Source organism: Microbispora sp. H10830 (genome assembly GCF_014161375.1).
Taxonomy (GTDB): Bacteria; Actinomycetota; Actinomycetes; order Streptosporangiales; family Streptosporangiaceae; genus Microbispora; species Microbispora catharanthi.
In genome coordinates this window covers 247,072-270,403 of sequence record NZ_JABBWX010000003.1, presented here as the reverse complement: position 1 = coordinate 270,403, position 23,332 = coordinate 247,072, and the positions used below count along the sequence as shown (strand labels likewise).

General features: G+C 72.1%; 21 protein-coding genes. 10 read left to right on the top strand and 11 right to left on the bottom strand.

The window, feature by feature from the left end:
• Positions 1-9 precede the first annotated feature (9 nt).
• Genes HHX35_RS10520 through HHX35_RS10500 form a run of 5 tightly spaced genes read right to left on the bottom strand, consistent with a single transcriptional unit; the run spans position 10 to position 11,954 of the window.
• On the bottom strand, positions 10-519 hold the full coding sequence (locus HHX35_RS10520) for a hypothetical protein (RefSeq protein WP_139573457.1): 510 nt from the start codon (positions 517-519) through the stop codon (positions 10-12).
• Positions 519-10,241: a hypothetical protein gene (locus tag HHX35_RS10515; protein WP_182898659.1), complete on the bottom strand. Its 9,723-nt coding sequence runs from the start codon at positions 10,239-10,241 to the stop codon at positions 519-521. The genes HHX35_RS10520 and HHX35_RS10515 overlap by 1 nt, the downstream gene beginning before the upstream one ends.
• 2 nt (positions 10,242-10,243) lie before the next feature.
• Positions 10,244-10,594, bottom strand: coding sequence for a hypothetical protein (locus HHX35_RS10510; RefSeq protein ID WP_182898658.1), 351 nt, complete (start codon positions 10,592-10,594; stop codon positions 10,244-10,246).
• Positions 10,591-11,013 carry a YbaB/EbfC family nucleoid-associated protein gene (locus tag HHX35_RS10505; RefSeq protein WP_182898657.1) on the bottom strand — a complete coding sequence of 141 codons (423 nt, stop codon included), beginning with the start codon at positions 11,011-11,013 and terminating at the stop codon, positions 10,591-10,593. Before HHX35_RS10505 ends, HHX35_RS10510 begins: the two co-directional genes overlap by 4 nt.
• A gap of 56 nt (positions 11,014-11,069) precedes the next feature.
• Positions 11,070-11,954 (bottom strand): AraC family transcriptional regulator, encoded by an 885-nt coding sequence (locus HHX35_RS10500; RefSeq protein ID WP_310738998.1) that lies wholly within the window; start codon positions 11,952-11,954, stop codon positions 11,070-11,072.
• Positions 11,955-12,056: 102 nt separating this feature from the next.
• Between HHX35_RS10500 and HHX35_RS10495 the strand changes: the two genes are divergently transcribed.
• Positions 12,057-12,428 (top strand): cupin domain-containing protein, encoded by a 372-nt coding sequence (locus HHX35_RS10495; protein ID WP_182898656.1) that lies wholly within the window; start codon positions 12,057-12,059, stop codon positions 12,426-12,428.
• Positions 12,429-12,506: 78 nt separating this feature from the next.
• On the opposite strand, the gene HHX35_RS10490 is transcribed toward HHX35_RS10495, so the two are convergent.
• The 4 genes from HHX35_RS10490 to HHX35_RS10470 are packed head-to-tail and all read right to left on the bottom strand — an operon-like array spanning position 12,507 to position 16,017.
• Complete coding sequence (locus HHX35_RS10490) at positions 12,507-12,845, bottom strand: hypothetical protein (RefSeq protein WP_182898655.1); 339 nt, start codon at positions 12,843-12,845, stop codon at positions 12,507-12,509.
• 35 nt (positions 12,846-12,880) lie between these two features.
• Positions 12,881-14,152 carry an SseB family protein gene (locus HHX35_RS10480; RefSeq protein WP_259404951.1) on the bottom strand — a complete coding sequence of 424 codons (1,272 nt, stop codon included), beginning with the start codon at positions 14,150-14,152 and terminating at the stop codon, positions 12,881-12,883.
• Positions 14,152-14,922, bottom strand: coding sequence for a hypothetical protein (locus HHX35_RS10475; protein WP_182898654.1), 771 nt, complete (start codon positions 14,920-14,922; stop codon positions 14,152-14,154). The genes HHX35_RS10480 and HHX35_RS10475 overlap by 1 nt, the downstream gene beginning before the upstream one ends.
• A gap of 3 nt (positions 14,923-14,925) precedes the next feature.
• On the bottom strand, positions 14,926-16,017 hold the full coding sequence (locus tag HHX35_RS10470) for a hypothetical protein (RefSeq protein ID WP_182898653.1): 1,092 nt from the start codon (positions 16,015-16,017) through the stop codon (positions 14,926-14,928).
• A gap of 239 nt (positions 16,018-16,256) precedes the next feature.
• Here HHX35_RS10470 and HHX35_RS10465 point away from each other — a divergent pair, with 239 nt between their 5' ends.
• The 6 genes from HHX35_RS10465 (at position 16,257) to HHX35_RS10440 (ending at position 20,668) form a co-directional block, all read left to right on the top strand.
• Positions 16,257-16,607: a WXG100 family type VII secretion target gene (locus HHX35_RS10465; RefSeq protein WP_182898652.1), complete on the top strand. Its 351-nt coding sequence runs from the start codon at positions 16,257-16,259 to the stop codon at positions 16,605-16,607.
• 39 nt (positions 16,608-16,646) lie between these two features.
• Positions 16,647-16,946, top strand: coding sequence for a WXG100 family type VII secretion target (locus HHX35_RS10460; RefSeq protein ID WP_139573466.1), 300 nt, complete (start codon positions 16,647-16,649; stop codon positions 16,944-16,946).
• 82 nt (positions 16,947-17,028) lie between these two features.
• On the top strand, positions 17,029-17,385 hold the full coding sequence (locus tag HHX35_RS10455; protein WP_182898651.1) for a hypothetical protein: 357 nt from the start codon (positions 17,029-17,031) through the stop codon (positions 17,383-17,385).
• Positions 17,386-17,416: 31 nt separating this feature from the next.
• Positions 17,417-18,856, top strand: a complete 1,440-nt coding sequence (locus tag HHX35_RS10450; protein WP_182898650.1) for a WXG100 family type VII secretion target — start codon at positions 17,417-17,419, stop codon at positions 18,854-18,856.
• Between the two features lie 16 nt (positions 18,857-18,872).
• Entirely contained in the window at positions 18,873-19,298 is a 426-nt protein-coding gene (locus HHX35_RS10445; RefSeq protein ID WP_182898649.1) for a hypothetical protein, read from the top strand.
• 26 nt (positions 19,299-19,324) lie between these two features.
• The gene (locus HHX35_RS10440; protein WP_182898648.1) at positions 19,325-20,668 is read left to right on the top strand and encodes a hypothetical protein; all 1,344 of its coding nucleotides are present in this window, start codon (positions 19,325-19,327) and stop codon (positions 20,666-20,668) included.
• Positions 20,669-20,713: 45 nt separating this feature from the next.
• Here HHX35_RS10440 and HHX35_RS10435 read toward each other — a convergent pair whose 3' ends face one another.
• Both HHX35_RS10435 and HHX35_RS10430 read right to left on the bottom strand, forming a co-directional pair.
• Entirely contained in the window at positions 20,714-21,154 is a 441-nt protein-coding gene (locus tag HHX35_RS10435) for a YbaB/EbfC family DNA-binding protein (RefSeq protein ID WP_182898647.1), read from the bottom strand.
• 181 nt (positions 21,155-21,335) lie between these two features.
• Complete coding sequence (locus HHX35_RS10430) at positions 21,336-21,599, bottom strand: hypothetical protein (protein ID WP_182898646.1); 264 nt, start codon at positions 21,597-21,599, stop codon at positions 21,336-21,338.
• On the opposite strand from HHX35_RS10430, the gene HHX35_RS10425 reads away from it, so the two are divergent.
• Genes HHX35_RS10425 through HHX35_RS10415 form a run of 3 tightly spaced genes read left to right on the top strand, consistent with a single transcriptional unit; the run spans position 21,577 to position 23,322 of the window.
• Positions 21,577-22,056 carry a hypothetical protein gene (locus tag HHX35_RS10425; RefSeq protein WP_182898645.1) on the top strand — a complete coding sequence of 160 codons (480 nt, stop codon included), beginning with the start codon at positions 21,577-21,579 and terminating at the stop codon, positions 22,054-22,056. The genes HHX35_RS10430 and HHX35_RS10425 overlap by 23 nt on opposite strands.
• Before the next feature lie 10 nt (positions 22,057-22,066).
• Positions 22,067-22,948, top strand: coding sequence for a hypothetical protein (locus HHX35_RS10420; protein WP_182898644.1), 882 nt, complete (start codon positions 22,067-22,069; stop codon positions 22,946-22,948).
• Positions 22,945-23,322 carry a YbaB/EbfC family nucleoid-associated protein gene (locus tag HHX35_RS10415; RefSeq protein WP_182898643.1) on the top strand — a complete coding sequence of 126 codons (378 nt, stop codon included), beginning with the start codon at positions 22,945-22,947 and terminating at the stop codon, positions 23,320-23,322. Before HHX35_RS10420 ends, HHX35_RS10415 begins: the two co-directional genes overlap by 4 nt.
• The last annotated feature ends 10 nt before the right edge of the window (positions 23,323-23,332 follow it).

Sequence of the window (23,332 nt, the reverse complement as noted above, 5' to 3'; positions counted from 1 at the left end):
CCCCCTACTCTAGGCTCCGGCCAGCTCCCGGTAGGTGTCCCTTACGACGAGCAGCCGGTCGAGGCGGAACCGCCCCGGCTCGGCGGCGCGCACGGCGCGTCCCCGCTCCGACCAGAACGCGTCCTCGGGCACCTCGTCCTGCCCGGGCGGAACGAATTTGATCACTTCCTCGACCGCGGCCCGCGCGATGGACAGCGCCTGCCTCTCCCCGCCGTCCGGGACGTTGCCCGCCGTCAGGTCGGCCACCCACAGCCACTCGCCGGGGTCCAGCAACTCGGACGGCTCCGCGCCGCCGAACGTCGGGAAGCCCGTGGGCGTCACCTCCCGTTCCGGGAGTCCGAACAGGTGCTCCCGCTCGGCGCCGCACCCCGCGCACCGCCCCTCGTAACAGGTGACCAGCTCCCCCTCGACGCTCGCGAGGCCGCTGTCCCAGTCGGTGTCCGCCGAGCCGCAGGCGCAGGGGTTCAGGTCGAGATAGAGGTGCGCCTCGTCCCTGCTCCTGGCGATCGAGTAGGGCATCACCCGTTCCTTACCTTTCGCTGTCCTGTGTCCTCCGGTGCGGGGACGGTTTCATCCTCGTCGTCGGGCGGCTCCCAGCCGGAGGTGTTGCTGAGCCTGCGCATCCGCTCCCACAGGTCGGGGACCGGCGCCTGAGGCGGCACGGTGACCCACGGCGGCGGGGGCGCCGCCTGACCCCGCGCGCCGAGGTCGCGGGCGACCGCCTCGATCTCGTGCCGCAGCCGCGCTCGCTCCTCGTCCGAGGTCGTCGCCCTCCATCGCCGCGACAGGTAGGCGTGCTCGTTGTAGCGGGCGGAGGCACAGGCGTCGTAGCCGGGATCGAGGGCGTTCAGGAACCGGCGCACCCTCCCCTGCTCCGCCGCCGACCGCTTCTGCAGGGTGTCGCTGATCTCGTGCAGCAGCACCCGGGCCACCACGTCGGGGGCCAGCCTCGGCGCCAGCCGGATCACGTGCGGGCCGGTGCCCGCGTCGACCTCCGTACGGCCCGGGCGTCCGCCGCCGGGGTCCTCGGGCAGCACGACGAAGCGCTGCGTGCCGAACCGGGCGGTCTCGACGGTGACGACCGTGCCGTCCGGCGTCGCGGTCACGGCGTGGACGCCCCGGCCGAAGTCCGCCGGGCGCAGGTCTGCGACGGCCGCGGGGATCTCGTCGTTCGACAGGTCGGGCAGGTGCGGGGCCCGGCCGTCGGCCACGAACGCGGTTTTGGGGATGGGCTCGGCCGTCACGCTGCCGGGCGGGGCGGTGATGAGGGCGGTGCCGCCCCAGGTGGCGTCCGCGGCCGTCTCGGGCACCGGCCAGCCCGGGTCGGCCGGCGCCGGCCGGGCGACGCCGAGGGCGTCGAGCCGTTCGCCGATCCGGTCGGCGAACCCGTCGGACCGCCCGCCGTACAGGTCACGCAGATCGAGGCCGTGTCCCTCGGCCAGCGCCACCAGGCCGGGCGGCACCGTGCCGAGCGCCTCGGCGAACGGATCGCCGGACAGCTCGCCCGCGGGTGTGGCGTGATAACGCTCGACGCTGCCGTCGGGCCGCCTGAGATGGAGGTGGACGTCGGCGCCGAGGTCGCGGGCGAGCAGCCTCGCCTCCGTCACGAGAGCCGTCGAACCGGGCGTCTGATTCATTTGGCCGATGTCGGCGACGATGCCCACCGGCAACGTCCCCGTCCGTCCTCTGAGCGCCTCGGCCATCGCTCTGCTGGGGGCGGCCGGGTCGTACGACGGCTGCCTCGCGGCCAGCGCGCGCACGGTGTCGTGGGAGAAGAAGACGCCGGGCGCGGCCGCCCTCCGCCGGTGGAAGTCCCACAGCGGCCGGGCGACGCCGGCGTCGCGGCGTGCCAGCATCTCCTCCAGCGCGTGCTGGAACATGATCAGGTGGGCCGTGCCGGTCGCGCCGTGCGGAATGTCCACGGTCCGCAGCACCGTCTCCGCGCCGTCGCGCGCCACCTGGCGCACCTCGAACCGGAGGCCGAAGTCGACCCGGAACCGCACCTTGGCCCCGGTGCCCTTCACGAAGACGCTGGTCTCGTCGCGGTTGCCGCCGCTGCCCGAGCTCGACTGCGCGGTCTGGTCGCCGGCGCCGAAATCGGTGCCGGCGCCCACGGCGTGCCCGGCGCTGTACGTGCGGCCGAGCGGCGCCATCTGCCCCCGGTCGGTGGCCGTGCCGGCCGTGTTCTGCTCGCGGTCCACCTGCCCCAGCTCGGTGTCGTTGAGGCCCAGGGCCACCGGGTCGGGTTCGGAGAGGTCGGCGTGTATCCGCACGTCCACCACCTGGCCGGGTTTTCCCGGCATGGGCAGCCGGATGAGCCGGTGCCCGTCGGGGCCGGTCATCCGCTCCAGCCGGGTCGTGAGCCCGTTCCCGGTGAGCGCCTTGGCCAGCTCGGCGTAGTGCTCCATGGCGGCGGCCCCGCCGAGCAGGTCCTCCCGGGAGAGCCGGCCGAACACGGTGCGCAGCAGGTCGTCGGCCTTGAGCCGCTCGGTCACGAAGACCTCCGGCGGCACGACCCTCCGCACGTCGGGCCGGGCGGGCGGCCGCGCGGCGACCGTGCCCTCCTTCGCGACCATGCCGTCCGGCAGCACCCGGGTCATGGTGCCGCGCAGCGTGATGTGGCTGGTCCGGGGGACGCCGGTGGTCCTGGCGACGGCGCCGCGCACGCGGCCCGACGACCGCTCGACCTCGATCCTGATGGTCACCGGATGCTCGACGAGCTGCCCGCCGCGGAACGCCGCCGAACGCTGGATGCGGGTCCGCTGGGTGCCGGTGGAGGCCGTGCCGGTGTGCGAGCGGTCGGTGGCGACCGCTCGGCCGCCGCTCCCGGCGTCCTGCCCGGCTCCGGCGTTCGCGTTGCCGCCGAACGTCTTGCCCGACGACTCGGCGCGCTCCTCCTGCGTGTACGTGTAGTCCTGGAGGATCTGGCCGAAGTTGTGGACGTTTCCGCCGTACGTCGCCTGGTCGCCGTGGAGCTCCGCCGTGATCCTGACCGTCACGTCCTCGGTGAGGTGCGGGCCGATCTTGAGCGAGTACGTCTTGACGAAGCCGGCCGACCCGGTCATGTCGTCGAGCTTGCCCCACCAGCGTTTGCCGGCGAAGTCGCCGAACAGGCTGCGCAGCAGGACCGGGTCGCGCTTCAGCGCGCCGGGCGCCACCGTGCCGATCTGGCCGAGCACCTCGTCGAGCAGCCGGGTCCGCTTGCCGCCCGGGGTCGTGAGCCGGACCGACTTCACGGTGCTCTCGCCGAGGGAGTCCTCGTACAGGTCGGGGACGTCCACGCGGGTGGCCAGGTCCGGCAGCCTGTCGTGCATCCGCTTGAGCCGGTTCCCCTCGGCGGCCAGGTTCATCGGGAAGTCCTTGGCGAGCCGTTCGACGAGCATCGCGCGAGGGTGCTTCTGCTCCAGGTCGGATCGGGGGTGGCCGTCCCTTCGCGCCAGCGCCCGGTCGGCCAGGTATCTGCGGACCAGCGGCACGGCCGTACGCGGGTCGAGCTGGAGGTTGCCGTCCAGCAGTCGCGTCACCGCGTCGGCCACCTGGTCGAGGGGCAGCTTGAGCTCGCCCCTGCCGTAGAGGTCGAGCGCGTCGCGCTCGGGGAGGGAGTAGACGACCGTCCTGTCCCGCAGCGGCGCGGCGTCGGCCCGCCGGTTGCCCGCCTCGTCCCCGGAAACCGTGATGTCCGCCTTCATCGCGAACACGTAGTGCTTGCCGGTGTCGATGGCCAGCCGTTCCCTGCCCCAGATCGCCGTGTCGGAGATCGAGGACGATTTGCTCCCCGCCCCGGACGCGCCGGCCTCCTCCTTGCCGCCGAGCGGGCCGGGCAGGGCCTCGTTCGCGCCGGTCGAGGCGTCCGCCGACCGTCCACTGCGCGTCTCCATCCGCGTGGTGTGCGCGCCCATCGTGAAGTTGATGTCGCCGATCACGAGGTCGGCCGCGGTCACGAACGTCGACTCGCCCGGCTGGGCCGTGATCCACGCCGACGCCCGGTGCGTACGCAGGCCGCGCGGGCGAACGGCCAAGGCGGTGCTGTACGTCGTGGCGGGGCTGGCGGGGTCGGCGAGCAGCCATTCCGGGTGGGAGATGAGGTTGCGCATGTTGAACGCCTCGGCGAGGTGGTGGAACGACACCGAGCCCGGCCGCATCGCCCTCGGCAGCACCGATCGAAGGGCGTCGAGCACGCCGCTCCCGTCCACGTGCAGCAGGGTGGCCAGGCTCAGCGCCTCCGAGGACGTCGGATGGCTGGGCGAGGGCTCGGTCCGCTGCTCCGGCAGCAGGTCGGAGGGCAGCAGCACCCGCATCCACACGTCGTCGCTCTGGGCCAGCGGCGTGACCTTTCCGTCGTCCTCGATCAGGTCCACGGTGAGCTTGTGGGGGACCTCGAAGACCGCCGCCGGAGCGGTGCCCTCTGCCAGCGTGACCAGGTTGCCCGTGTCGTTGAGGGTCGTGGAGAACGTGCGCCCCCTGCTCCAGTGGGCGCCGAACCCACCGCCGGTCGAGCCGGCCTCGCCCGGATTCGTCTCCAGGCCGAGACCGGGGCCGACGTCCCGGGCCCGGCCGCGCGACCGGCCGGCCGAGCGGCCGGAGGTCTCCGACGAGATGTCGAGGTCGGTCACGACGTCGGCGGCGCTGGTGCCCTGGAACTCCTCCTGGCCCGACTGCTCCAACCGGATGCGCACGGTGAGGTGCCGGCTGGCCCGGCCGATTCCCTGGGTCACCAGGTCGAGGAAGATCCCGTCCTGCATGGCCTGGTCATACGCGGTCTGCAGACGGGCCGGGGAGAACTGCTCGGCCAGCTCGATCATGTTGGCGATCTGGCTCGCCCGGGTCAGCGGGTCACGCGACAGCCGGCCGTTCTCGTCCGGCAGCAGGCCGCGCGCACGCAACGCCGCCTCGACCTTCGCGCGCACCTCGTCGAGGTTCCTGACGCTCTCCGGCCGCTCGCTGGCCTGGACGAGCGCGGGCCCGGCTCCGGTGCCGCGCGACCAGCCGGGCAGCCTGGGCAGGCGGCCCTTCGGCGTGCCGGGCTTCGGGTCGTCCCTGAGCCTGCCGTCCTTCCGTACGGCCGACCGGTCGACGGGAAGGCCGTAGCGGTACGCCTGCGGCTCCGGGATGCGGAACAGGCCCGTGCTCCGGCCGCTCAAGGGGGCATGCGGGGCGTCGTCGGTGTTCATCTGCACGGTCACCGTGTGCTCGAGCTCCAGCGCGTACGCCTGGGTGTGGCCCGCCCAGCGCTGCACACTCGGCCGGATGGCGGTGCCGCCCGCGCTCATCGACCGCGATCGCGACCAGGAGCGGCCGAGCCCGCCCGTCAGGCGCGGCGTGGCGGTCTTGTAACCGTCGAGACCGGCGGCGCCGAGCACGTGCCGATCGCCGACGGGAAGCTGGACTCCCGCGGTGCCCTTGACCTCGAAGGACCGGCCGGCCGAGCGCGAGCCCGACGCGCCCGAGAACCCCACGCGCAGCCGTTCCAGGCGGTGCTTGGTGCTCGGCGTGCCGACCGGCCGCGCCGTGTCCATCACGACCCGGGTCTTGATCCGCACATAGCCGACCACCCGCCCGTTGACGGTGATCGGGCGGCGCAGTCCCTCGGGATCGTTGATCGCCTCGCCGAGCCGGGCCGGCAGCTCCTCCGTCATGATCGTGAGGATCTGGTCGCGGGTCATACTGCCGATCTCGGAGTGGCCGGTCCGCTCCGCGGTGCGCTCGGCGAGGTCCTGCAGCCCGGTCAGCCCGGTGACCGCGTGCTCGGGGAACGGCGTGCGCTGCCACTCCTTCCGCGAGAGCCGGGTGACCTCGGCCGGCCCCCGTTGCGCGTGCGTGTGCGGCAGATACACCTGCAGGCTCCGGGCGTCGCCGGCCGTGCCGCTGTCCACGCGCGCCCGCTCGGTGCCGGTCGCGGTGCGCAGCTCCACCTCCGCCGAGGCGAGCCCGTCGAGCACCAGCGCCTCGCCCGCGTTGTCCTGCACCGCGCCGGCCAGCGCGAAATCCGACGCGTTGCCGCTGAACGACTCGCTCCTGCCGAAAGCGGCGCCCCCCTTGAACAGGCCGAACTTCATCAGCAACCCGAGCCAGTGGGTGTCCTGCCAGGGCTTGGTCAGGGCGTTCAGGTCGAGATTCGGCGCCAGGCGCACCGCACGGTTGGCGGTGGCGGAGGCCGAGCGGCCGCCCTGCGGCAACTGGCCGAGCATCGACTGGGAATGCCGCACCGGATGGCCGAAGACCTCGACCAGGTCCGTGACCTTCAGCCGCAACCGCAGCTCGGCCCGCGTGCCGCGGCCCACCCGCAGCACCACGCCGTCCTGCGAGACCAGCCACCTGAAGTTCGACCGCAACACGTGCGACAGCTCGTCGGGCGCGTAGCGCTGGTCGACGCCGGCGCGTTCGAGCATCTCGTTGACGACCTGCGTGAGCCGTTCGAGGTGGGGCAGCCGGCCCGCCGGCGTCGCCTCCGTCATGGCCTCGGACGACGGCAGGGCGTCCGCGAACGCCTCCTTGTAGGCGGTGTGGGCGGCATCCGCCTCCCGGGCCAGCCGGGCGATCTCCGCGGGCAGCGTGCCTTTCCGGCCCGCGGGGAGGGCGTTCAGGGCGTTCTCCAGCGTCTCGTACGCCGTGCGCGCCTCGACCGCCCGCCGCACCGCCCGCGCGTACGCCTCCTTGCTCCGGCGGGCGCGCTCGGCGCTCGCCCGGTGGACGTCGCGGTCCGCCAGCGCCTTACGGCGGCGTTCCTCGGCGCCGCGGTCCTCTTCCTGCGACGCCTTCTCGGCGGCCTCCTCGGCCTTCTTCGCGTCGGCCTTGGCCGCCCTGGTGCTGTCGATCTTCTCCTTGACCGCTCTGAGCAGTTCGTCGGCGGCGTTCGCCAGCGTCTCCCGCTGGGTGCGGGCCAGCCCGAGCAGGTCCGCCACCGGATCGGGCGCGGTGGGGCTCTGCGCCGTGGGGCTCTGCGCGGTGGAGGTCTGCGTCGTCGGGTCGGGCGCCGGCTGGGATGCGGTGGGTGGCCGGGGCGCCGACCAGGGGGGCGCCGGGGCGACGTGCCCGAGCCTCTCGATCTCGCGCCCCAGTTGCTCGATCTCGTGCGCGATGGCGGGGCGCTCCTGCGCCGGGGCCGCCCGCCACTGCCGGTCCAGGAGCGCGTGCTCGCGATAGCGGGCCGTCACGCAGGCCGTGGCGTCCGGCTCGGCCGTACGGCTCAGGAAGGAGCGGATCACGCCCTGCCGGGGGCCGGACATCCGCTGGAAGACGTCGCTGATCTCGTGCAGCCACACCCGGGGCAGGATGTCGTTCGCCAGGCGCGGCGACAGCCGTACGACGTGGGGGTCTGCGGCCGTGCCCGACCGGACCCTGGTCCTGGCGAGACGGCCGTCGGACAGTCTGCCGACACGCCCCCTGCCGATCTCGAACCGGAAGTGCTGCGCGCCGAGCCGGCCCGTGTTCACGACGACCGTCCGCTCGCCGGCTGTGCTCAGTCCTGTCACGTCCGGGCCCACGTCGGACGCGTGGAGCGACAGGAAGCCCTGCTCCGCCTCCTGCGGCGACAGGTCGGCCAGGTGCGGCGGCCTGCCGTCGGCGACGAACAGGCTCCGCGCGATGGGCCGGGCGTTCACCCGGCCACGCCCCCGGGTCGTACGCGGTCCCGGCCGCGTCCGGGACGGCCCCGTCCCCGGCCCCGTCGGGTTGGCTGTTCGAGCGGAGTTCGTCGCCGGAGCAGGCCCTGGGGTGGAGGAGGCCGCGGTGTTCGAGGAGGCCGCGGCGGCCTGGCCTCCGCTCGCCGGGTTGGCTGTCCCATTCGTGCCGGAGGTGGACGGGATCCCGGCGAGGCTCTCGGCGCGCCTGACGATGTCCGCGGCGGTGTCGGAGGAACGGCCGACGCGAAGGGCGTGGTCGGGTCCGTGCGGCGGGACCGCCGCTTCCTCCACCAGTCCTGCCCCCGCGTCGCTCAGCCGGTCGGGCCGCCAGCCGCGCGGGTTGTCCTCCAGCACCTCGCCCGCCACCTCGACGGCGGCGGCGCGGCTGTCCGGCGTCGCGTCGGCGAGCCGGGCGAGCGCGTCGAGGGCCCCCTCGACCGGGAGCCCCAGGCTCTCCTCGGCGATCCTCGCCCCCAGCAGCGCGGCCGCCTCCGCGCGGAGCCGAGGTGTGTCCACGCCCTCGGCGGCACGCGTCGTCAGCCGATCCGCGAGGGCCTTCATGTCCTCGCCCGACAGCTGCACCGGCCTTCCGTCAGGACCGGTCAGCCTGGCGCCCCGGCCGTCACGCAGGAAGAGCACGTCGGGCGCGATCGTGAACAGCACATCGGAAATCGCCGTGCGAGCCGACGCGTGCGCCGCGGAGGCGCTGCCGGACGTGGTGCCGCCGGTCGTCCCCGAGGACGCCGCCGGTGCCGGGGCGGCCGGTGACGCCGCGGCGGATGACGTGGTGCCACCGGAGGGAGAAGCGGGCGACGGCGTCCCCGTGGACGCGGCCGACGTGGACGTCACAGTGGAGGTGGCGGGCGTGTTCGCCGCGCCGGCGGCAGTGGGATTGGCCGCCGCCGCGCTGCTCGCACCAGCCGTGTTCGCCGCGCCGGCCGTGTTGCTTGAGCCGGCCGTGTTGCTTGAGCCGGCCGCGCCTGGGTTGGCACCGCCCGTGCCCGTCGCCGGGGCGGGATTGGCGGTGGCCGGCTGGCCCGACGCGCTCTGCGCTGCCGCCGGCGCCTGACCGGGATTCGCGGCGGACGGGCCCGCCGCGTTCGCGTTGCCCGTGTTGCCCGCGTTCGACGCACTGCCGGAACCGGCCGCGCCGGGGTTGGCGCCGCCCGCGTTGGCGGTGCCGGCTGTGCCGGAGTACGCCGTGCTTGCACCGGACTGTGCGGCGGGCGGGCCGCCGGAGGGCTGCCCCACGACGGACGCGGTGCTCGTGCTGCCCGAGCCCGTGGACGCGCCGTTGCCTGCGGTCTGACCGCCGCCGGCCGTATTCGTGTTCGCGGAACCCGGATCGCCGCCAGAAGGCTGTCCGGCGGCGGGATCCGGAGACGTACCGGAGAGGGCGCGGATCAGGTCGGTACGCAGGCTGGTGTCGTACGCCGAGGCCAGGGCCGTACGCGGGCTGATGCCCGCCTCGATCACGTCCGGGTTGAACGGGCTGATCGTGTTCGTACGGGCGGCGCCCGACGCGGCGGCCCCGAGCAGCGACTCACCGTCGGGCATCTCCCACTGGCCGTACACGAGCCCGTTGGCGAGGACGCTCCCGGCCGGGGAGGCGATCACGTTGGTCAGGCCGGTCGTCAGCGCCCGGCCGGGAAAACGCTTGAACGCGTTGCCGAAGCCGGGGGCGTCGGTGTTCAGCCTTCTGAGCAGGGGCGTCCTGTTGACCAGGTTGCTGACGGGACGCGCGGCCCGCATGCCGACGGCCGCGCCGCCCGCCGCGCCCAGGGCGGTGGCGCCCGTCATCTTCAAGTCCCAGCCGTCGCGGGTGCCTGCCTTCCGCTGTTCCGACTGGGCGAAGGCGTCGCCGGCGACCTCCTCGCCGATCTCCTCGAAGAGCTCCCTCCCCAGGGGGTTGGCGAGGACGCGGCCGAGCAGACCGGCCCGGAGCGAGGCCAACGCGGTCCCTCTGGCCAGCGCCTGGGCCGCCGCGGGACGGCCTGCGACGAGGGCGAGCTGTTCGAGGATCTTCTCCATCTCGGCGCGGGCGCGGGCGGCGATCGGCCCGACGAACCGGGTGGAGGCCCCGGCGGAGTAGAAGGCCGCGAGGAGCGCGATGAACGTGGCGATCAGCGCGATCCAGAAGACCGCGTTGTCCGACAACTTGGAATATTGGGTCGAGCGAGCATAGTTGTCGGCCTGCGCGGCGTAGGCGAAGTGGTTGTTCGCCACCGCGAGCAGGCCCGACCGCTCCGAGTAGTGCTCGCCGAGCCGTGCCAGGAACGCCTGCATCGACGGGCCCTGCATTCCGCTGAGCACGGCGACGGCGGCGGCTCCCACCGGATCGATGGACTGGACGACGCTCACGGTCGCGGAGCGGTGGGCGCGGGCGAGCTGCCACAGCAGGCTCTCGCTCGCATCCGGCCATGTCTGACCCGCCGTGAGCAGGGCGATGAGGTCGTCGGCCCAGGCGGGCAGCGACTCGCCCCAGGCGGGGGTGACGTCGGTGACCGAGCCGCCGCCGTCGGCGAACTCGGGCAGCCCGTCGTCGTTCGAGGTGACGTCGCCGTTCGTCGTGGCCGGCTTGGCGCCGGAGCCCGTACCTGTCGTGGAGGAGTGCGTCATGGTCAGATCCGCTTCAGGATCTCGCGCACCTCTCTGGCCCGTTCGGCGTCCATTCCCCGGGCGTTCTCGGCGCTGCGCCGTACGGTCGGGCCGAGCTCGACCACCTTCGCGGCGAGTTCCTCACCCTGCTTCATCACCGTCTCGGGCCCGCCGCCCTGCATGTAGGCGGAGTGGAAGGCGGTCCCGGCCGTGTCGTGCCCCCACGGCTCGGCGGCGTTGAGCCGCCGGATCTCCCGCAGGCCGGCGGCGTACCCGCTCTCCGCGTCGGACGACGCGGCATGCCACTGCGACAGGCCTTTCGCGAGCTGCTGCGGACGGATGTCGACGTAGTTCACCTCGAACAGCTCACTCATGGGCCCTCCGGTGTCCGCTTCGGCATCTTCATCGACATCTGTTCGAGCACGGCGTCGAGGTCACCGTCGATGTGCGCCCTCATCTGCTCGGCGGGGATGAGCGGCGCGAAGATCTCGACGACCCGGTCCTGGGCCTTGGCCACGGCGGCGTGGATGGTCCGCGTGATGGCGTCGGCCAGGCCGCGCGCGTCCTGCCGCCGGTAGATGCGCGGGTCGAGGTCGAGCCTGATCAGGTCGCCGTTCGCGCCGACGGTGGCCGCCACGAGCCCGTCACGCGACTTCTCCGTCACCCGCACGGCACGCGCCTTCTCGTGCAGTGCGGGCGCCTCCTCCTGCAGGCGCATGAACGTGGCCCGCAGTTCCTCGGCGTACGCCCGCATTCCGGCGGCGTCCGGCGTCTGTGCCCCGGTCGTGTTCATCACCCCGATCGACCGCGTTCACCTCGATGATGATCTATGTCCAATATGCGGGATTATCACACCTCGCTTTGACATTCGGCTAGTGATGGTTCAGCCGGGGCGGTCGAGACGCGAACGGGTGCGCCTGCGTGACGGGTTCTCACCGGTGCGGCATAACGCGCGGGTGTGATGCCGACGTGCCGGGTGAAGTGCCGGTTCAGGTGCGCCTGGTCATGGAAGCCCACGCTCGTCGCCACGTCGACCGGCCGTTGACCGTTCAGCAGGAGCCTGCGCGCCAGTTCTATGCGCTTGCCCGTGAGATAGGTGTGCGGCGGCAGGCCGTAGGTCTGCGTGAAGCAGCGGATCAAGTGCGTGGGGTGGGAGTGAAGGACGGCGGCCGCCTCCCGCAGCGGCAGACCCGCCCGGACACGGGCGTCCAGCAGTTCGCGCAGTTGGACGGCCAGCCGGTGCGCCTCGCGACCGGGTGCCCGGTGCTGGAACGCCTCAAGGTGGAAGCGCAGTCTCTCCGCGACGAAGAACAGGCGTGATTCGGCCTCGAGCACTTCTCCCGGATGACCGACAGCGGCATGCAGTCGGTGGATCCGGTGACGCAGGAGTGGGTCGGCGAGGATAGGAGCGTCCACCGCCTTACCGGTGAGGCGTTCCGGCAGCACGGTGGTGTCCAGGTAGAGCACGCGCTTGCGGAAGCCGGCGGCGGTGACGGTCCTGCCGTCATGCCGGACACCGGGCGGCAGGAGCAGAACGGCGGAGAGGTCGGCGGCGGCGTGTCGGCGACGGTCCAGTCCGAAGTCGACCGCGCCGTCATCGAGGATCATCAGGTCCCACGTGTCGTGGGTGTGGGCCGGGTAGGCGTGATCGGTGAAGTGCGCGTGGAAGACCTCGGCGATGCCCGGCACCGGTGGCCGCCAGGCACTGATCGTCGGCGGGCGGTGAGCGATCACGCTAAAAACGTACAAGACGGGCAGCAGGGGAGCAGGCCACGCTCATCACATCCGCCATCGCCCTATCCGGGCGGTGCGCATCCGAGCGAGAGGTGCCACCCGATGTCCGTTTCCCTCAATCCCGTCACCATCGCCGACAAGCTCTCCCAGATCGACGAGTTGTGGACGCAGAAGAAGATCGCCGGGCTCAACGACTACGAGATCAAGCTCGCCAAGCTGAAGGGAGAGTTCGTCTGGCACACCCACCCGGAGACCGACGAGCTGTTCGTGGTCATCAGCGGCCGGCTCACCATCCAGCTCCGGGAAGGGGACGTCGTCCTCGAACCCGGCGAACTCTACGTGGTGCCCCGTGGTGTCGAGCACTGCCCGGTGGCCGAGGAGGAAACGGCCATCATGCTGGTGGAGCCGATCGGCACGCTCAACACGGGTGACACGGGAGGTCCGATGACCAAAGCCGCCGAACTCCTCGAGTAGCGAGAGCTCTGCTCGTCCCATGCGGGGGCATGACGAGCCGGCCGCGGCGTGCTCTGCGGATGTCGAGACGGCGGCGAATCAGGCGCTGGAGAACCTCTTCGCGAAGTCCCTGGCCCATCGCGCGGCCTCCGCGCCCTGGCCGCCGGTGACGGGCGACCCGGGCATCCGGCTCAGACGCTCCACCTGCTCGGCGTAGCGCAGGTACTCCCGGTGAGCGTGTTCCCGGCAGGCGAGGCAGGTGACGCTTTCCGGGCGGGTCGCGGTCATCGCGTAGGGCACCCGGAGCCCGCAACCGGTGGTGACGACATCCGGCGCGTCGGGCGCGCGCCCCAACGACGACGCGATCAGATTGCGGTAGGCGGCACCGGCCCGCATCACCTTCTGCTCGACATGGATGTGCGGATCGGTCTCGCCCATCTGCGTCCGCTCCTTCGATCCGAGTCGTCCCGGAATCAGGCTAGATCGTCGATCCCCAGGTCGAGGGGCTCGGCGTGCTCATGTAGCCCGCTCACCTCGGCGCGGGCCACCCAGCGCCGGTGGACGCCCCGCTCGATCCGCTCCATGCCGAGCGCCCGCGCGACCGGCAGCCGCCCGCCGGTGTATTCGAGCAGCAACTCGCCTTCGCGCTCGTCCCGTACGAGACAGGGGGCGCCGTGCCACTCGCACATCCGCGTGACGTGGAAGACGGCCTCGCACTCCTCGGCGGGCACCGACCGAACGAAGCGGCCCGGAGCCCGCTCCTCGAACCCGTCGGCCGGCCCGTCGCCGAGCAGCCGGATCAGCAGCCCGTCGTGTCCCGGATCCGGATTCGCCGGATACTCGGCTCCTCGCCAGCACGCCCGGTAGGAGCTCGCCGGGGCCTGCGCCGGGTGCTCGCCGGGCAGCCAGCGGCCGAGGTCGCCGTCGTAGACCGCGCGTACGACCTCGGTCCCGGCTGCGGTCAGCTCGACGATCTCCGAGCCGTGCGGCAGCCGCACGGCGTCCACCTTGTACTCGCGGACCAGGGAGTCGACGTTCGGCGCGAGGCCCATGCCGACGAACGGCGGCTCCTCGATGACCCAGCCCGCCACCGCCGCCATGCCCGCCTCGTCGGTCCCGCCATATGGCGTGCGGTAGAGGTTCAGCCCGGCCGTGCGCCACCGCAGCAGGAACAGTGAGCCCTCGCCGCTGATCAGACCGTCGTCGGCGCCCCGGCCTAGTGCGTCGGCGAGCACGGCCGGCGTCGCCACGTGCGCGACGTCGAGGGCGTGGTGGCAGTAGCCGGAGACGCGCGACTCCCCCTCGCCGAGATGGGTCCGCAGGTCGTGCGGCGTGAGCGGCTTCTGCACGACCGGCAGGGCGGGCTCGGGCTCCGCCCTGCGGTCCTGGGCGAGGGTGGGGACCGCGAGCCTGGCGACGGTCCCCGGTTCGAGCAGGAAGCGCACCGGCAGGCCGGGGTTGACGGCGAGGCCCCACCGGGGATCGGGCCAGCCGGCGGCCAGCTCGACCAGCGAGGTGACCCTGACCCGCGACAGTCCCGTGGCCGCCCGCATCGCCTCGACCGACGTGTAGGCGGGCAGCCACACCCGGTCGGGCGCGGTGATCGTCGGCCAGGCGGCGTCGCCGTCTGGCGGCGCGGGCAGCGCCAGCTCGGTGTCCCTGAGCATGCCCAGGCAGACCCCGAGGTCACCCGCCTCGTACGCCGCCCCGAGCCGCCGTTCGAACACGCTCGCGGCCCACTCCATCAGAGGGTCATCGGCGGCATGAAGGACGGCGTCTTCGGCATGTCGTCCACATCGGGAAGGGGATCGGTGAGACCGCCGGTGGTCCCGTCGAAGGCGACCTTGGCCTTGGTGAAGTCGGGCGCCTGCATCGTGACGGCCTGCATGCCGGGGAGCTTGTGCTGCGTGCCGGCGAAGAGGTAGGTGACTCCCGTGAAGATGGCGGCGACCTTCCAGCTCACCTTTCCCAGGGCCGCGAACACTCTCTGCGCGACCCTCGACAGGGAGGCCATCGCCCCTGTCACAACGGGCTGGATCGCGGCCATCGCGAGCGGGTTGGCCCTGGAAGCGGCGCTGGCGCTCGCCAGCGTCATCGCCGCCCCGCCGATCGACAGCGAGATGTAACTCGCCACCGTATAGAGCTGAGCCGCGGAGTCGAGGCTGTCGCCGACCCCCTTCATGCCCCTGTCCAGCCCGTCGAGCTGGCTGTCCAGCTCGGTGAACTTCTGCTTGACCGCGGTCAGCATCCGCCCCTTCAGATGGTCGTTCGACTCGAGCGCGGTGAGCTGTCCGTGCAGATCCTTGCGCAGCTGCCCGATGTCGGCGGGCGCCTGGCCGTCCTCGCCGCCCTCGTTGCGCCACTCGCGCGCGCCCCGCGACATGGAGTCGGGATCGGAGATCATCGTGGCGAGCAGTCCCGCCAGCGACAGCGCGCTCGGCTCAAGCATCGCGGCCGAGGCCGCCAGGCCGGCGCCGGTGATGAAATTGCTCCGGGCGCTCCAGATGTCCACCATGGCCTAGATCTCCTCATGCATTCCGAGGACGGGGGGCGCCACGTCCTCGTCGCCGAACCAGGTGCTCTCGTCCTCCGGCACCGCCGGGCCCCGCGCGCGTTCCTTGCCGTCGTCGTTGCTCCCCGCACCTGCGCCCGCCATCGGGGCGTACGGCATGCCGGCCATCCCGCCGGTCCCCACGCCGCCGCGGCCGGCGGTCCCGTAGCCGGCGGCTCCGCCCGTGCCGGAGGTGCCGGAGCCGTACCCGCCGGTGCCCGTGCCGCCGGTGCCGCCGGTGCCGGGCCAGTTCCCCGTGGTGTAGTCGCCCGGGCCGTATCCGGTCGTGCCGAGGTTGGGGACCGTCGGGACGGACGCGGGGTTCGGGTTGTAGGCCGAGAGAGCGGTGCCGCCGGGGCCGGTCGGGTTCTGGGTGTTGAGTCCGTTCTGGTCGAGCCCGTCGAGGCCGGTCCGGCCGAGCCCGGTGCCGTTCGGGTCGAGACCACTGCCGCCCAGGCCGTTGCCGTTCGGGTCGAGGCCGTTGCCGTTTCCACCGGGAGTGGGCAGGGTGCTCCCGTCAGGCAGGTCCGGATGCCGCAGGCTGTCGTCGAGGTCGGTGCCCAGCTTGTCCTTCGGCAGTTTCCAGTTGTCGCCGAGGCCGGACCCGGCCTTCGGCAAGCCACCGCCGCCGAGTCCCAGGCTCTTGGGGTCGATCCCGGGGCCCTTCGTGCCGTCCTTGCCGGTCCCGCCCGAGCTCTGCTTCTCGGCCTCCTTGGCGTTCTCGACGGCCTGGTCGAGTGCCGACTTCCAGGACTCCAGGACCTCTTTACCCTTCGCCACCGCGTCGGCCGTCTGGTTCCGCAGCTGGCTGTGCACGCCGTTCAGGCCGCCGCCGATCACGCCGAAGGTCAGCATCGGAAGGTGGATGTTCTTGATCCGGCCACTCGTGTCCGCCAGGACCTGCCCCCGGCCGGCCACGTCGTTGCCGAACTTCGTGACCTCGCCGTAGTCCATCTTGAACTCGGGATCGCTCAGGCGGGGGTCCACCGCGCCGCCCGCTCCCATCGAGGTCGCGAGGCCGGCGAAAGGATTCGTCGCGCCCCCACTCGTATCGGTCACAGCACCCTCCAGCCGATTCCCGGCAGATTGCGTTTTCAACTACTTACGGCCGAGTCACCACAAAGCTCGCAAATCGTACAAATCCCCTAACCGGCCGTCTGACAAAACCGCAAGAGACGTGACAAAATCTTAATCTCGGACAGCCCCGGCAAGCCCCCCACTGATCCATTACTGTGACTTTTGGGTCATCACCCGACCCTCCTGGTCGGGGGAATTCGACAGGATCAGTGGAGGTGACCATGTCGCACTCTGGCGCAAGCCAGGCCCAAGTGAGCCGGCACGACCTGGACGAGGCGATCACCTGGATCGGCGACGCGGCCGAGAACATCCGCGGCATCCAGCGCTACCTGGACAGCGCCGGCGAGAACCTCAAGGTCCACTGGCAGGGTGAGTCGCACCACGCGTTCAACAAGGTGCACCTGCTGTGGCACGAGCGCATGGACGTCATCCTGGGCAGCCTGCAGACCCTCGCGGAGAGCATCAGGGCGAACAACAAGAACTACGCCGAGTTCAACGCGCAGGCGACCGCCGAGATCAACAAGATCGAGGCGCTCATCAACCAGGCCCCGCCCGCCTCGTACAGCCGCTGAGCCCGAGACGACCACCAGTAACGGACGGAGAGCGCGACGGTGGACTTCGACATCACAAAGGTCAACTTCAGCGGTCTCGACACCGGCGAGACCGAGTTCCAGAACGCCTTCAACAGGCTGGTCACGGAGCTGGAGAACCTCGAGAACAAGCTCAACACCAAGACCGCGATCTGGCAGGGCAGCGCCAAGGACGCCTACGACCAGACCAGGCGGATCTGGCAGCAGGAGGCCAAGGGCCTGTCGGACATCGTGTCCCTGCTGGCCAAGAACATCAACATCACCAACATGAACATGCAGGACGTGGAGCGGATCAACGCCGCCATGTTCGACGGCAAGTAGAGCGGACGTCCGACGGTACGGCCGGCGGCACCGGCGATCTCTCCGCCGGCGCCGTCCTCGGCCGTGAACGGGAGGGTGACGCATGTCCGGAGGCGTAGAGGTCAGCCGTACGGCCCTCAGGAACGCCCGCAAGGACTTCGAGGAGGCGCTCGAACTGCTGGCGCCGGGCGCGTCCAAGCGCGAGGTGACGCCGGTCGCCTTCGCCGAAGGCGGCGCGGTGAAGAAGCTGATCTCGCAGCGTGACGCGGTCGGCGGGTTCTGGCCCGCGGCCATCGGTTTCCACACGAGTCTGACCAGTGCGGAGGGCGCGGTCACCGCCGTCTACGCGGAGATCGCCTCGACCCTGGGCATCGCCGCCGAGCGTCTGGAGCTGGCGATCAGGAACCTCGACGCCGGCGAGCAGGCGGGCGTGCAGCAGGCCGGCACGGCGGAGGTCTAGCCGTTTTACGGGGAGCGGTTAAGGAGGCGTCTTGGCCGAGAGGAAGATGCCGATCAGGGCGGCGTTCGACGCGTCCGACCCGGGCGTCGTCATGTTGGACACCCTGCGCACCGCGCTCGGGAAGACCGACCCCGAGCTGATCAGAGCGGCGTCGGGTGAGTTCAAGGGTGTGCACGAGAAGCTGAAGTCCGTGGTCGACACCCTCGACAGGCATCTGGACGCGCTCGACAAGCACTGGACCACGGGCGACGACGCCAAGCAGGTCAAGGAGCAGCTCCGCCGGCTCAGGAGCTCCACGGTCGCGGTGATGAACGCGATCGTGGAGACCTCCCTCCCCGGCGGCCGCGCCGGACCGCCCTCGACACCGGGCGGCGTGGTCCCCGCGCTGGACGTGTACGCCAGCTCGCTCAACCAGTTCCGGGGCGAGAACGTCCCGAAGCCCACCAAGAGCGACGTCGACTGGTACGACGCGGCCCTGGAGGCCGGGGCGGTCGGCGCCGCGGGCGGCGCGATCGCCGGGTCTCCCTTCGCGGGCATCGGGGCGGTCCCCGGCGCGGTCATCGGCGGCGTGGGCGGGTTCATCGTCGGCGGCATCGGCGGCGCGATCGGGTCGGTCTTCGGCGACGGTCCCTTCCTCAACCTCTTCGGGGAGTCGAAGGAGGAGAAGGACATGAAGGCGGCCGAGGAGCATCTCAAGAAGCTCACCCAGGCGACGCAGGCCGCCAACGACCTGTTCCCCGCCTCGCTCGACACCGACGTGCCGAAGTTCGACGTGACGCCGCCCAAGTTCGACCCGTTCACCGGCCCCGGGGGGAGCCTCCCGGGCGGGAACGTCTCCACCGATGTGGGCGGCCCGGGGAATCTCGGGTCGCTCGGCGACCTCGGGACCGGCCCTACGGCCAACGTGCCCGGCTTCGACGTCGGCGGGAACGGCGGCTACCCGCCGTACGGGCTCGGTGACGGACCCGGGTCGGGACTGGGCGGCGACGGGCCGAACGGGAACGGACTCGACGGCGGCGGATCGGACGGGACGGGCCTGAACGGGCTCGACGGCTCGGGACTCAACGGGGCGGGCCTGAACGGGACGGGCCTCGGCGGCAACGGCGGCGGGCCGAACGGCGCGGGTCAGGGCACCAGCCTGGCCGCCCACACCCCGCGGCTCGACGGCCCCGGCGGCTTCGGCGGCGGTGGGGCGGGCACGAACCACGGCACCGGCTTCGGCGCCAACGGGTACGGCGGGTACGGAGCCGGAGCGGGCGGCGGCAGCGGGTCCGGGGCCGGCGGCGTCACCGGCGTGAACGCGGCGGGTCTGCGGCCCTCCGCCGGAGGCTCGATGCTGCCGGTCGCGCCGCACGGCGCGGGCAAGGGCGAGGAAGGCGAGGAACGCGAGCGGACCACCTGGTTGCTGGAGGACGAGGACTTCTTCATGAGCGACCAGCCGACCACCTCCCCCCGCATCGACAGGACATGATCGAGAAAGGTGTGACGTGACCCATGACGCGGGCGGCGGATCACCGCCGCCGAAGCTGCGCCTGCCCGAGGGCTGGCCGGGTCTCGACGGGAGCCCGGACGGCGCGGCGGGCGGGCCGTACATCGAGCACACCCGGGTCCTGCAGGTCCTCAAGGGGCTGCGGGAAGAGCTCGGGAGCCTGCGCGGTCGCGCTCCGGCGAGCATGAGCGCCACCTGGAGCGGCCCGGGCACCGCGGGTGAGGTCCAGGGCCTGACCAACGTCGGCCCGGCCGAGGCCGGCCCGTGGAACACGGCCAGATACTTCGGGCTGAACGCCGAACAGGCCCACGAAGTGCTCAGCGGCAAGTACCAGCTGCTGATCGACCGGGTCGAGGCGCTGGTCACCGCCGTCGAGCGGGCGGTCGCCAACTACGAAAAAGGCCACAAGAGCAGCAGCGCGTGAGCCAGAGGGCAGGGAGATAGACCGCGATGGGATCCGACTCCGGCTGGGAGCTGATCAAGATCTACGAGACCCTGTACGGTCTCGACCCGGGCAACCTGACCCGGGAGCAGATCAAGCAGAAGCTCGACGCCGCAAAGCCGGACGACGTGAGCAGGGCCGGCCAGGCGTTCCTCGACGCCGCCGACCTGGTGGGCGGGACGATCGGCGGCAACGGCCCATCCGAGGCAGGCATCCAGGCCGCGCTGAGCAGGACGGCCAAGGAGCTCTCCCAGGTGTGGCGCGGCCCGGCCGCGGTCGAGGTGCAGTCGGCGCTGCGCGCGCTGTACGCCACGGCGGGCGCGCTGGGTGACGCCATGGCGTCCAGCGGGGCCGCCATGTCCTGGTACGCGAGCGTGGTGAAGGAGGCGCAGGCCAACTTCCCCGCCGCCACGGACAAGAGCGGCGAGGGCGCCGGGGGCGGCACCACGGGGAGCCCGCCCGTCGACGCGGACGAGGCCGCGCGTAACCACTTCCGCAAGCTCAACGAGGACATCCAGCAGGCGAACAACGCCTTCGCCGACGGGCTGGCCTTCGAGCTGCCCGCCATCGAGCCGATGACCATCGACCTCACCCAGTCGCCGCGCATCCACCCGGGCGGCACGAACGCGCCCACGACCCATCCCGGCGGAGTGTGGCACGGCGGCGACACCGGTTCGGGGTCCACCACGGGCGGCTCGGGTTCGACCGGCGGCCACTCGGGGTCCGGCGGCTCGGACGGGTCCGGCGGTTCGCACGGCTCCAACGGTTCGGACGGGTCGAACGGCTCGAACGGTTCGGATGGATCGAACGGTTCGGATGGCTCAGGCGGCTCGAACGGGTCCGGCGGAACCGGCGACCCCGGCACGGCGCCGCAGTCCACGGATCCCGGCGGCTCCTCGGGCAGCGGGAACGGCTCCGGCGACGGGCAGGGCACGGCTCCGCCCGTGATCGGCGCCGACGACCGGACCAGCCTGGCCAACACACACCCCATGACCACCGCCCCCGGCGGCACGAGCCCGTCCGTGCTCACCGGCGCTCCCCCCGACGTGCGTACGCCCGTCGGGACGGTCGGGCCCGGCACCACACTGCCGCCCGGCGGAGTGATCGGCACGTACGGCGGGCAGCGCGGCGGTTTCGGGACCGGATTCGGCGTCGGCGGCGCCCAGGCGGGCGAGTCCGTCCTCGGCGGCCTGCGGCCCGGCCAGGCCGGCGCGGGCTCCTCCTTCATGCCCTACGCCCCGGGAGGCGCGGCCGGGTCGGAGGGCCAGGAGGAGCGCGAGCGGGAGATCTACGATCCCGAGCCGGACGTCTGGCGGGTGACGAGCACCATCAGCCCCGACCGCATCGGCTGAGGCCCCGCGCGGCGGCCTCCCCGCTGGGTTAGCCCGGCGGGGAGGTCAGAGACCGAGCCTGGCGCTGATGCGGTCGAGCTCGCCGAGCACGTCCTCCGCCGTCCGATCGAAGGCCGACTCCGCCTCTCTGACCTGGGCGAGCACGGCCTCCGGGTCGTCCAGGAACCTCGTCTGGTCGCCCTCCTCCCCGAGTGCCTCGGCCATGGCCCGGTTCATCTGCCGGTACAGGTCGTCGGACGCGGCGCGCATCGTCTCCTTGATCCGTTCGGCCAGTTCGCCCGAGCTCAGCCGCATCGCCTTGGGATGAAGCTCCAGCTCGCTCAGCCCCCGGCTGGAGAACTCCACGTTGACCAGGCCGTCCTCGTCCCTGGCCCGGCCCACGAGCGAGGAGAGGGCTTTCTGGAGCTGTTCGACGGCCGCGATCCTGGCGTCCGCCCGCTCCCTGAATCGCTCGATGTCGAAGTCGTCGAATCCGCCGCCGGCCATTTGAGCCCCTTTTCCCCGCGATTTCCGGAACACCGGCAAGCTAACGCATTCAAGGCAGACATACGGGGTCTACGGGCTCACCCGTTACATGTCAGTGAACATACGCCTAATTTCCGCTTTCTACCTGCGGAAACGTCACCCCGGCGCATGGTAGGGGCGCGGAGCCCGGTGATAGGGAAGATCACGTGTCATACGGTGAACCCTCGCCAAGCCGGTCACCGGCGGTCTCCGCGACGGCGTCGCCCACCGGCTCGGTGAGCGCGACGCCGAGCCCGTCGGCCTCCCCGGTGCCGCCGGCCTCGACCGCCCCGCCGACGTCCGATCCCACCTCCGCGGCACCCTCCACGGGGTCATCCGGCGGGGTGCCCACGGCGACGGCGACACCGACGGCCTCCGCCTCCCCGGCTCCGTCCGTGCCCTCGATGGTCAGCCCGTGCCCGCACACCCCGCCCTGCCCGCCGCCCGGCCCCTGCCTGCCCGACTCGCTGCGCGTACGGCAGACGGGCGCGCCTCAGACCCCGAAGCCGACGACGGCCACGCCCTCCGTCGGCCAGAGCGGTGGCCCGAGCGGCGGCTCGTCCGACCTGCCCGGCTACGAGGTGGCCACGGGCTTCATCAGGAAGTTCGCCGGCGCGGTGGGCGGCTCCGCCGACGGCGTCCGGCGGCTGAGGGATGCCACGCCCCGTTTCCAGGGCTGGAACCTCGCTCCGCTCGCCGGGGTCCCCATCGTCGGGCTCACCTTCGTCCACCGGTTCAACTCCGTCTCCGAAACCTGGTCGAACGCCGCCGGAGTCCTCGGCGACGCCCTGCACAGGGACGGCGAGACCCTGGTCAGGGCCGCGGACAACTACGTGGCGGCGGAGAAGGCCGGCAAGGCGGCCATTCAGAAGACGCGCGTCTGAGAGGATCCGCATGTCGACCCCGCCCAGCGAGCCGGGCAAGCTGTTCGTTCCCGGCCGGCCCACCGCGGGCCCCAAGGAGCTCTACATCACGGACTCGAGCGGCAACGTCCAGCGAGCCGTTTCCGTGGCACCGGCCGAGACGGCCGACACGGCCGCCGCCTCGGCCGCCACCCGTACCGATCCCGGCTTCTTCAAGAACCTGGTCAAGGGGTTGAACCCGCTGCGGCAGCAGACGCGTACCGCGGCGGCCATGTCCGGGCTGGGAGTCGCGGCCCTCGCCCTGGACGTGGCGGCCACGCTGAACCTCGGCAACCCCTTCCTCTTCTACGACCGCCGGGAGCTCTGGAAGGAGATGGGAGGCCGGCTTGAGAGCGGCAGGTCCGACATCTGGTTCTCCTACTTCCAGGACGTCAGCCCCAACTGGAAGGGCCACGCGGCGGACCTGCTCGGGCGGCGGGTCCGCTTCAACACCACGGTCCTGTACGAGAAGCTCCACGGGGTCACCGGCGAGATGAGCAGCGCGATGCACAGCCAGTTCAAGGAGGTCCTGGAGTACGACCTGTCGGTGTTCGGCCTCTACGCGGCCACGGCGCCGATCCTCCGTACGCTGGCGGCGATGAGCGCGCACCCGGCCGGGCGGGTCGCGCTGATATCGCAGGTGGGCGTGTTCGCCAGCGCGCTGGGCAACCTCGTCAAGCAGTTCGCCGACATCTACATGGCCTCCGAGGGCGACCTCAACAAGGCGGAGCAGAAGCTCAACGACCTGCAGGCCGCCTTCTTCGAGGGAGGCGACCCGGCGCGGGGTCGCCGCGACCTCACGCTCACCCCCGCCGTGGCGGACCGCGCACACGTTCTCGACTACTGGCAGCCGGCGAGCAAGGACCCCGAATGAAGAACACGGCCGCGTTCCACGAGGGCAGGGAAGGCGACGTCGCCGGCCTGGTGCGGGAGGTCCAGGGCCGTGTCGGCGCGCTCGCCGACCTGCTCCACGGGCTGAACGAGGAGGTGGTCGAGGGGACCGACGCCACGGGCGCCGTGGTGGCCCGGGTGTCCGGAGCGGGCCTCCTGCTCGGGCTGACCATCGACCCGCGGGCGATGCGCGACCTCGACCACGTCGCGATGTCCGCCGCGATCCAGGGCGCGATCGGCGCCGCGCGGGGCGCGACGGGCGAGCGGCTGGCGAGGGCCATGGAGGAGTTCGCCGAATCGCCCGCGCCCGGCGACCCTCTCGCCCCGTACGTCCAGGCCCTGCTGCGGGAGGAGTGACCGTGGACGA

Coding starts and splice junctions, on each gene's coding strand:
- HHX35_RS10425 (WP_182898645.1), top strand. CDS start 21,577: ATGGTCAGCCCGTGCCCGCACACCCCGCCCTGCCCGCCGCCCGGCCCC.
- HHX35_RS10490 (WP_182898655.1), bottom strand. CDS start 12,845: ATGGGCGAGACCGATCCGCACATCCATGTCGAGCAGAAGGTGATGCGG.
- HHX35_RS10515 (WP_182898659.1), bottom strand. CDS start 10,241: ATGACGCACTCCTCCACGACAGGTACGGGCTCCGGCGCCAAGCCGGCC.
- HHX35_RS10435 (WP_182898647.1), bottom strand. CDS start 21,154: ATGGCCGGCGGCGGATTCGACGACTTCGACATCGAGCGATTCAGGGAG.
- HHX35_RS10495 (WP_182898656.1), top strand. CDS start 12,057: ATGTCCGTTTCCCTCAATCCCGTCACCATCGCCGACAAGCTCTCCCAG.
- HHX35_RS10480 (WP_259404951.1), bottom strand. CDS start 14,152: ATGGAGTGGGCCGCGAGCGTGTTCGAACGGCGGCTCGGGGCGGCGTAC.
- HHX35_RS10420 (WP_182898644.1), top strand. CDS start 22,067: ATGTCGACCCCGCCCAGCGAGCCGGGCAAGCTGTTCGTTCCCGGCCGG.
- HHX35_RS10455 (WP_182898651.1), top strand. CDS start 17,029: ATGTCCGGAGGCGTAGAGGTCAGCCGTACGGCCCTCAGGAACGCCCGC.
- HHX35_RS10440 (WP_182898648.1), top strand. CDS start 19,325: ATGGGATCCGACTCCGGCTGGGAGCTGATCAAGATCTACGAGACCCTG.
- HHX35_RS10465 (WP_182898652.1), top strand. CDS start 16,257: ATGTCGCACTCTGGCGCAAGCCAGGCCCAAGTGAGCCGGCACGACCTG.
- HHX35_RS10475 (WP_182898654.1), bottom strand. CDS start 14,922: ATGGTGGACATCTGGAGCGCCCGGAGCAATTTCATCACCGGCGCCGGC.
- HHX35_RS10520 (WP_139573457.1), bottom strand. CDS start 519: ATGCCCTACTCGATCGCCAGGAGCAGGGACGAGGCGCACCTCTATCTC.
- HHX35_RS10510 (WP_182898658.1), bottom strand. CDS start 10,594: ATGAGTGAGCTGTTCGAGGTGAACTACGTCGACATCCGTCCGCAGCAG.
- HHX35_RS10505 (WP_182898657.1), bottom strand. CDS start 11,013: ATGAACACGACCGGGGCACAGACGCCGGACGCCGCCGGAATGCGGGCG.
- HHX35_RS10415 (WP_182898643.1), top strand. CDS start 22,945: ATGAAGAACACGGCCGCGTTCCACGAGGGCAGGGAAGGCGACGTCGCC.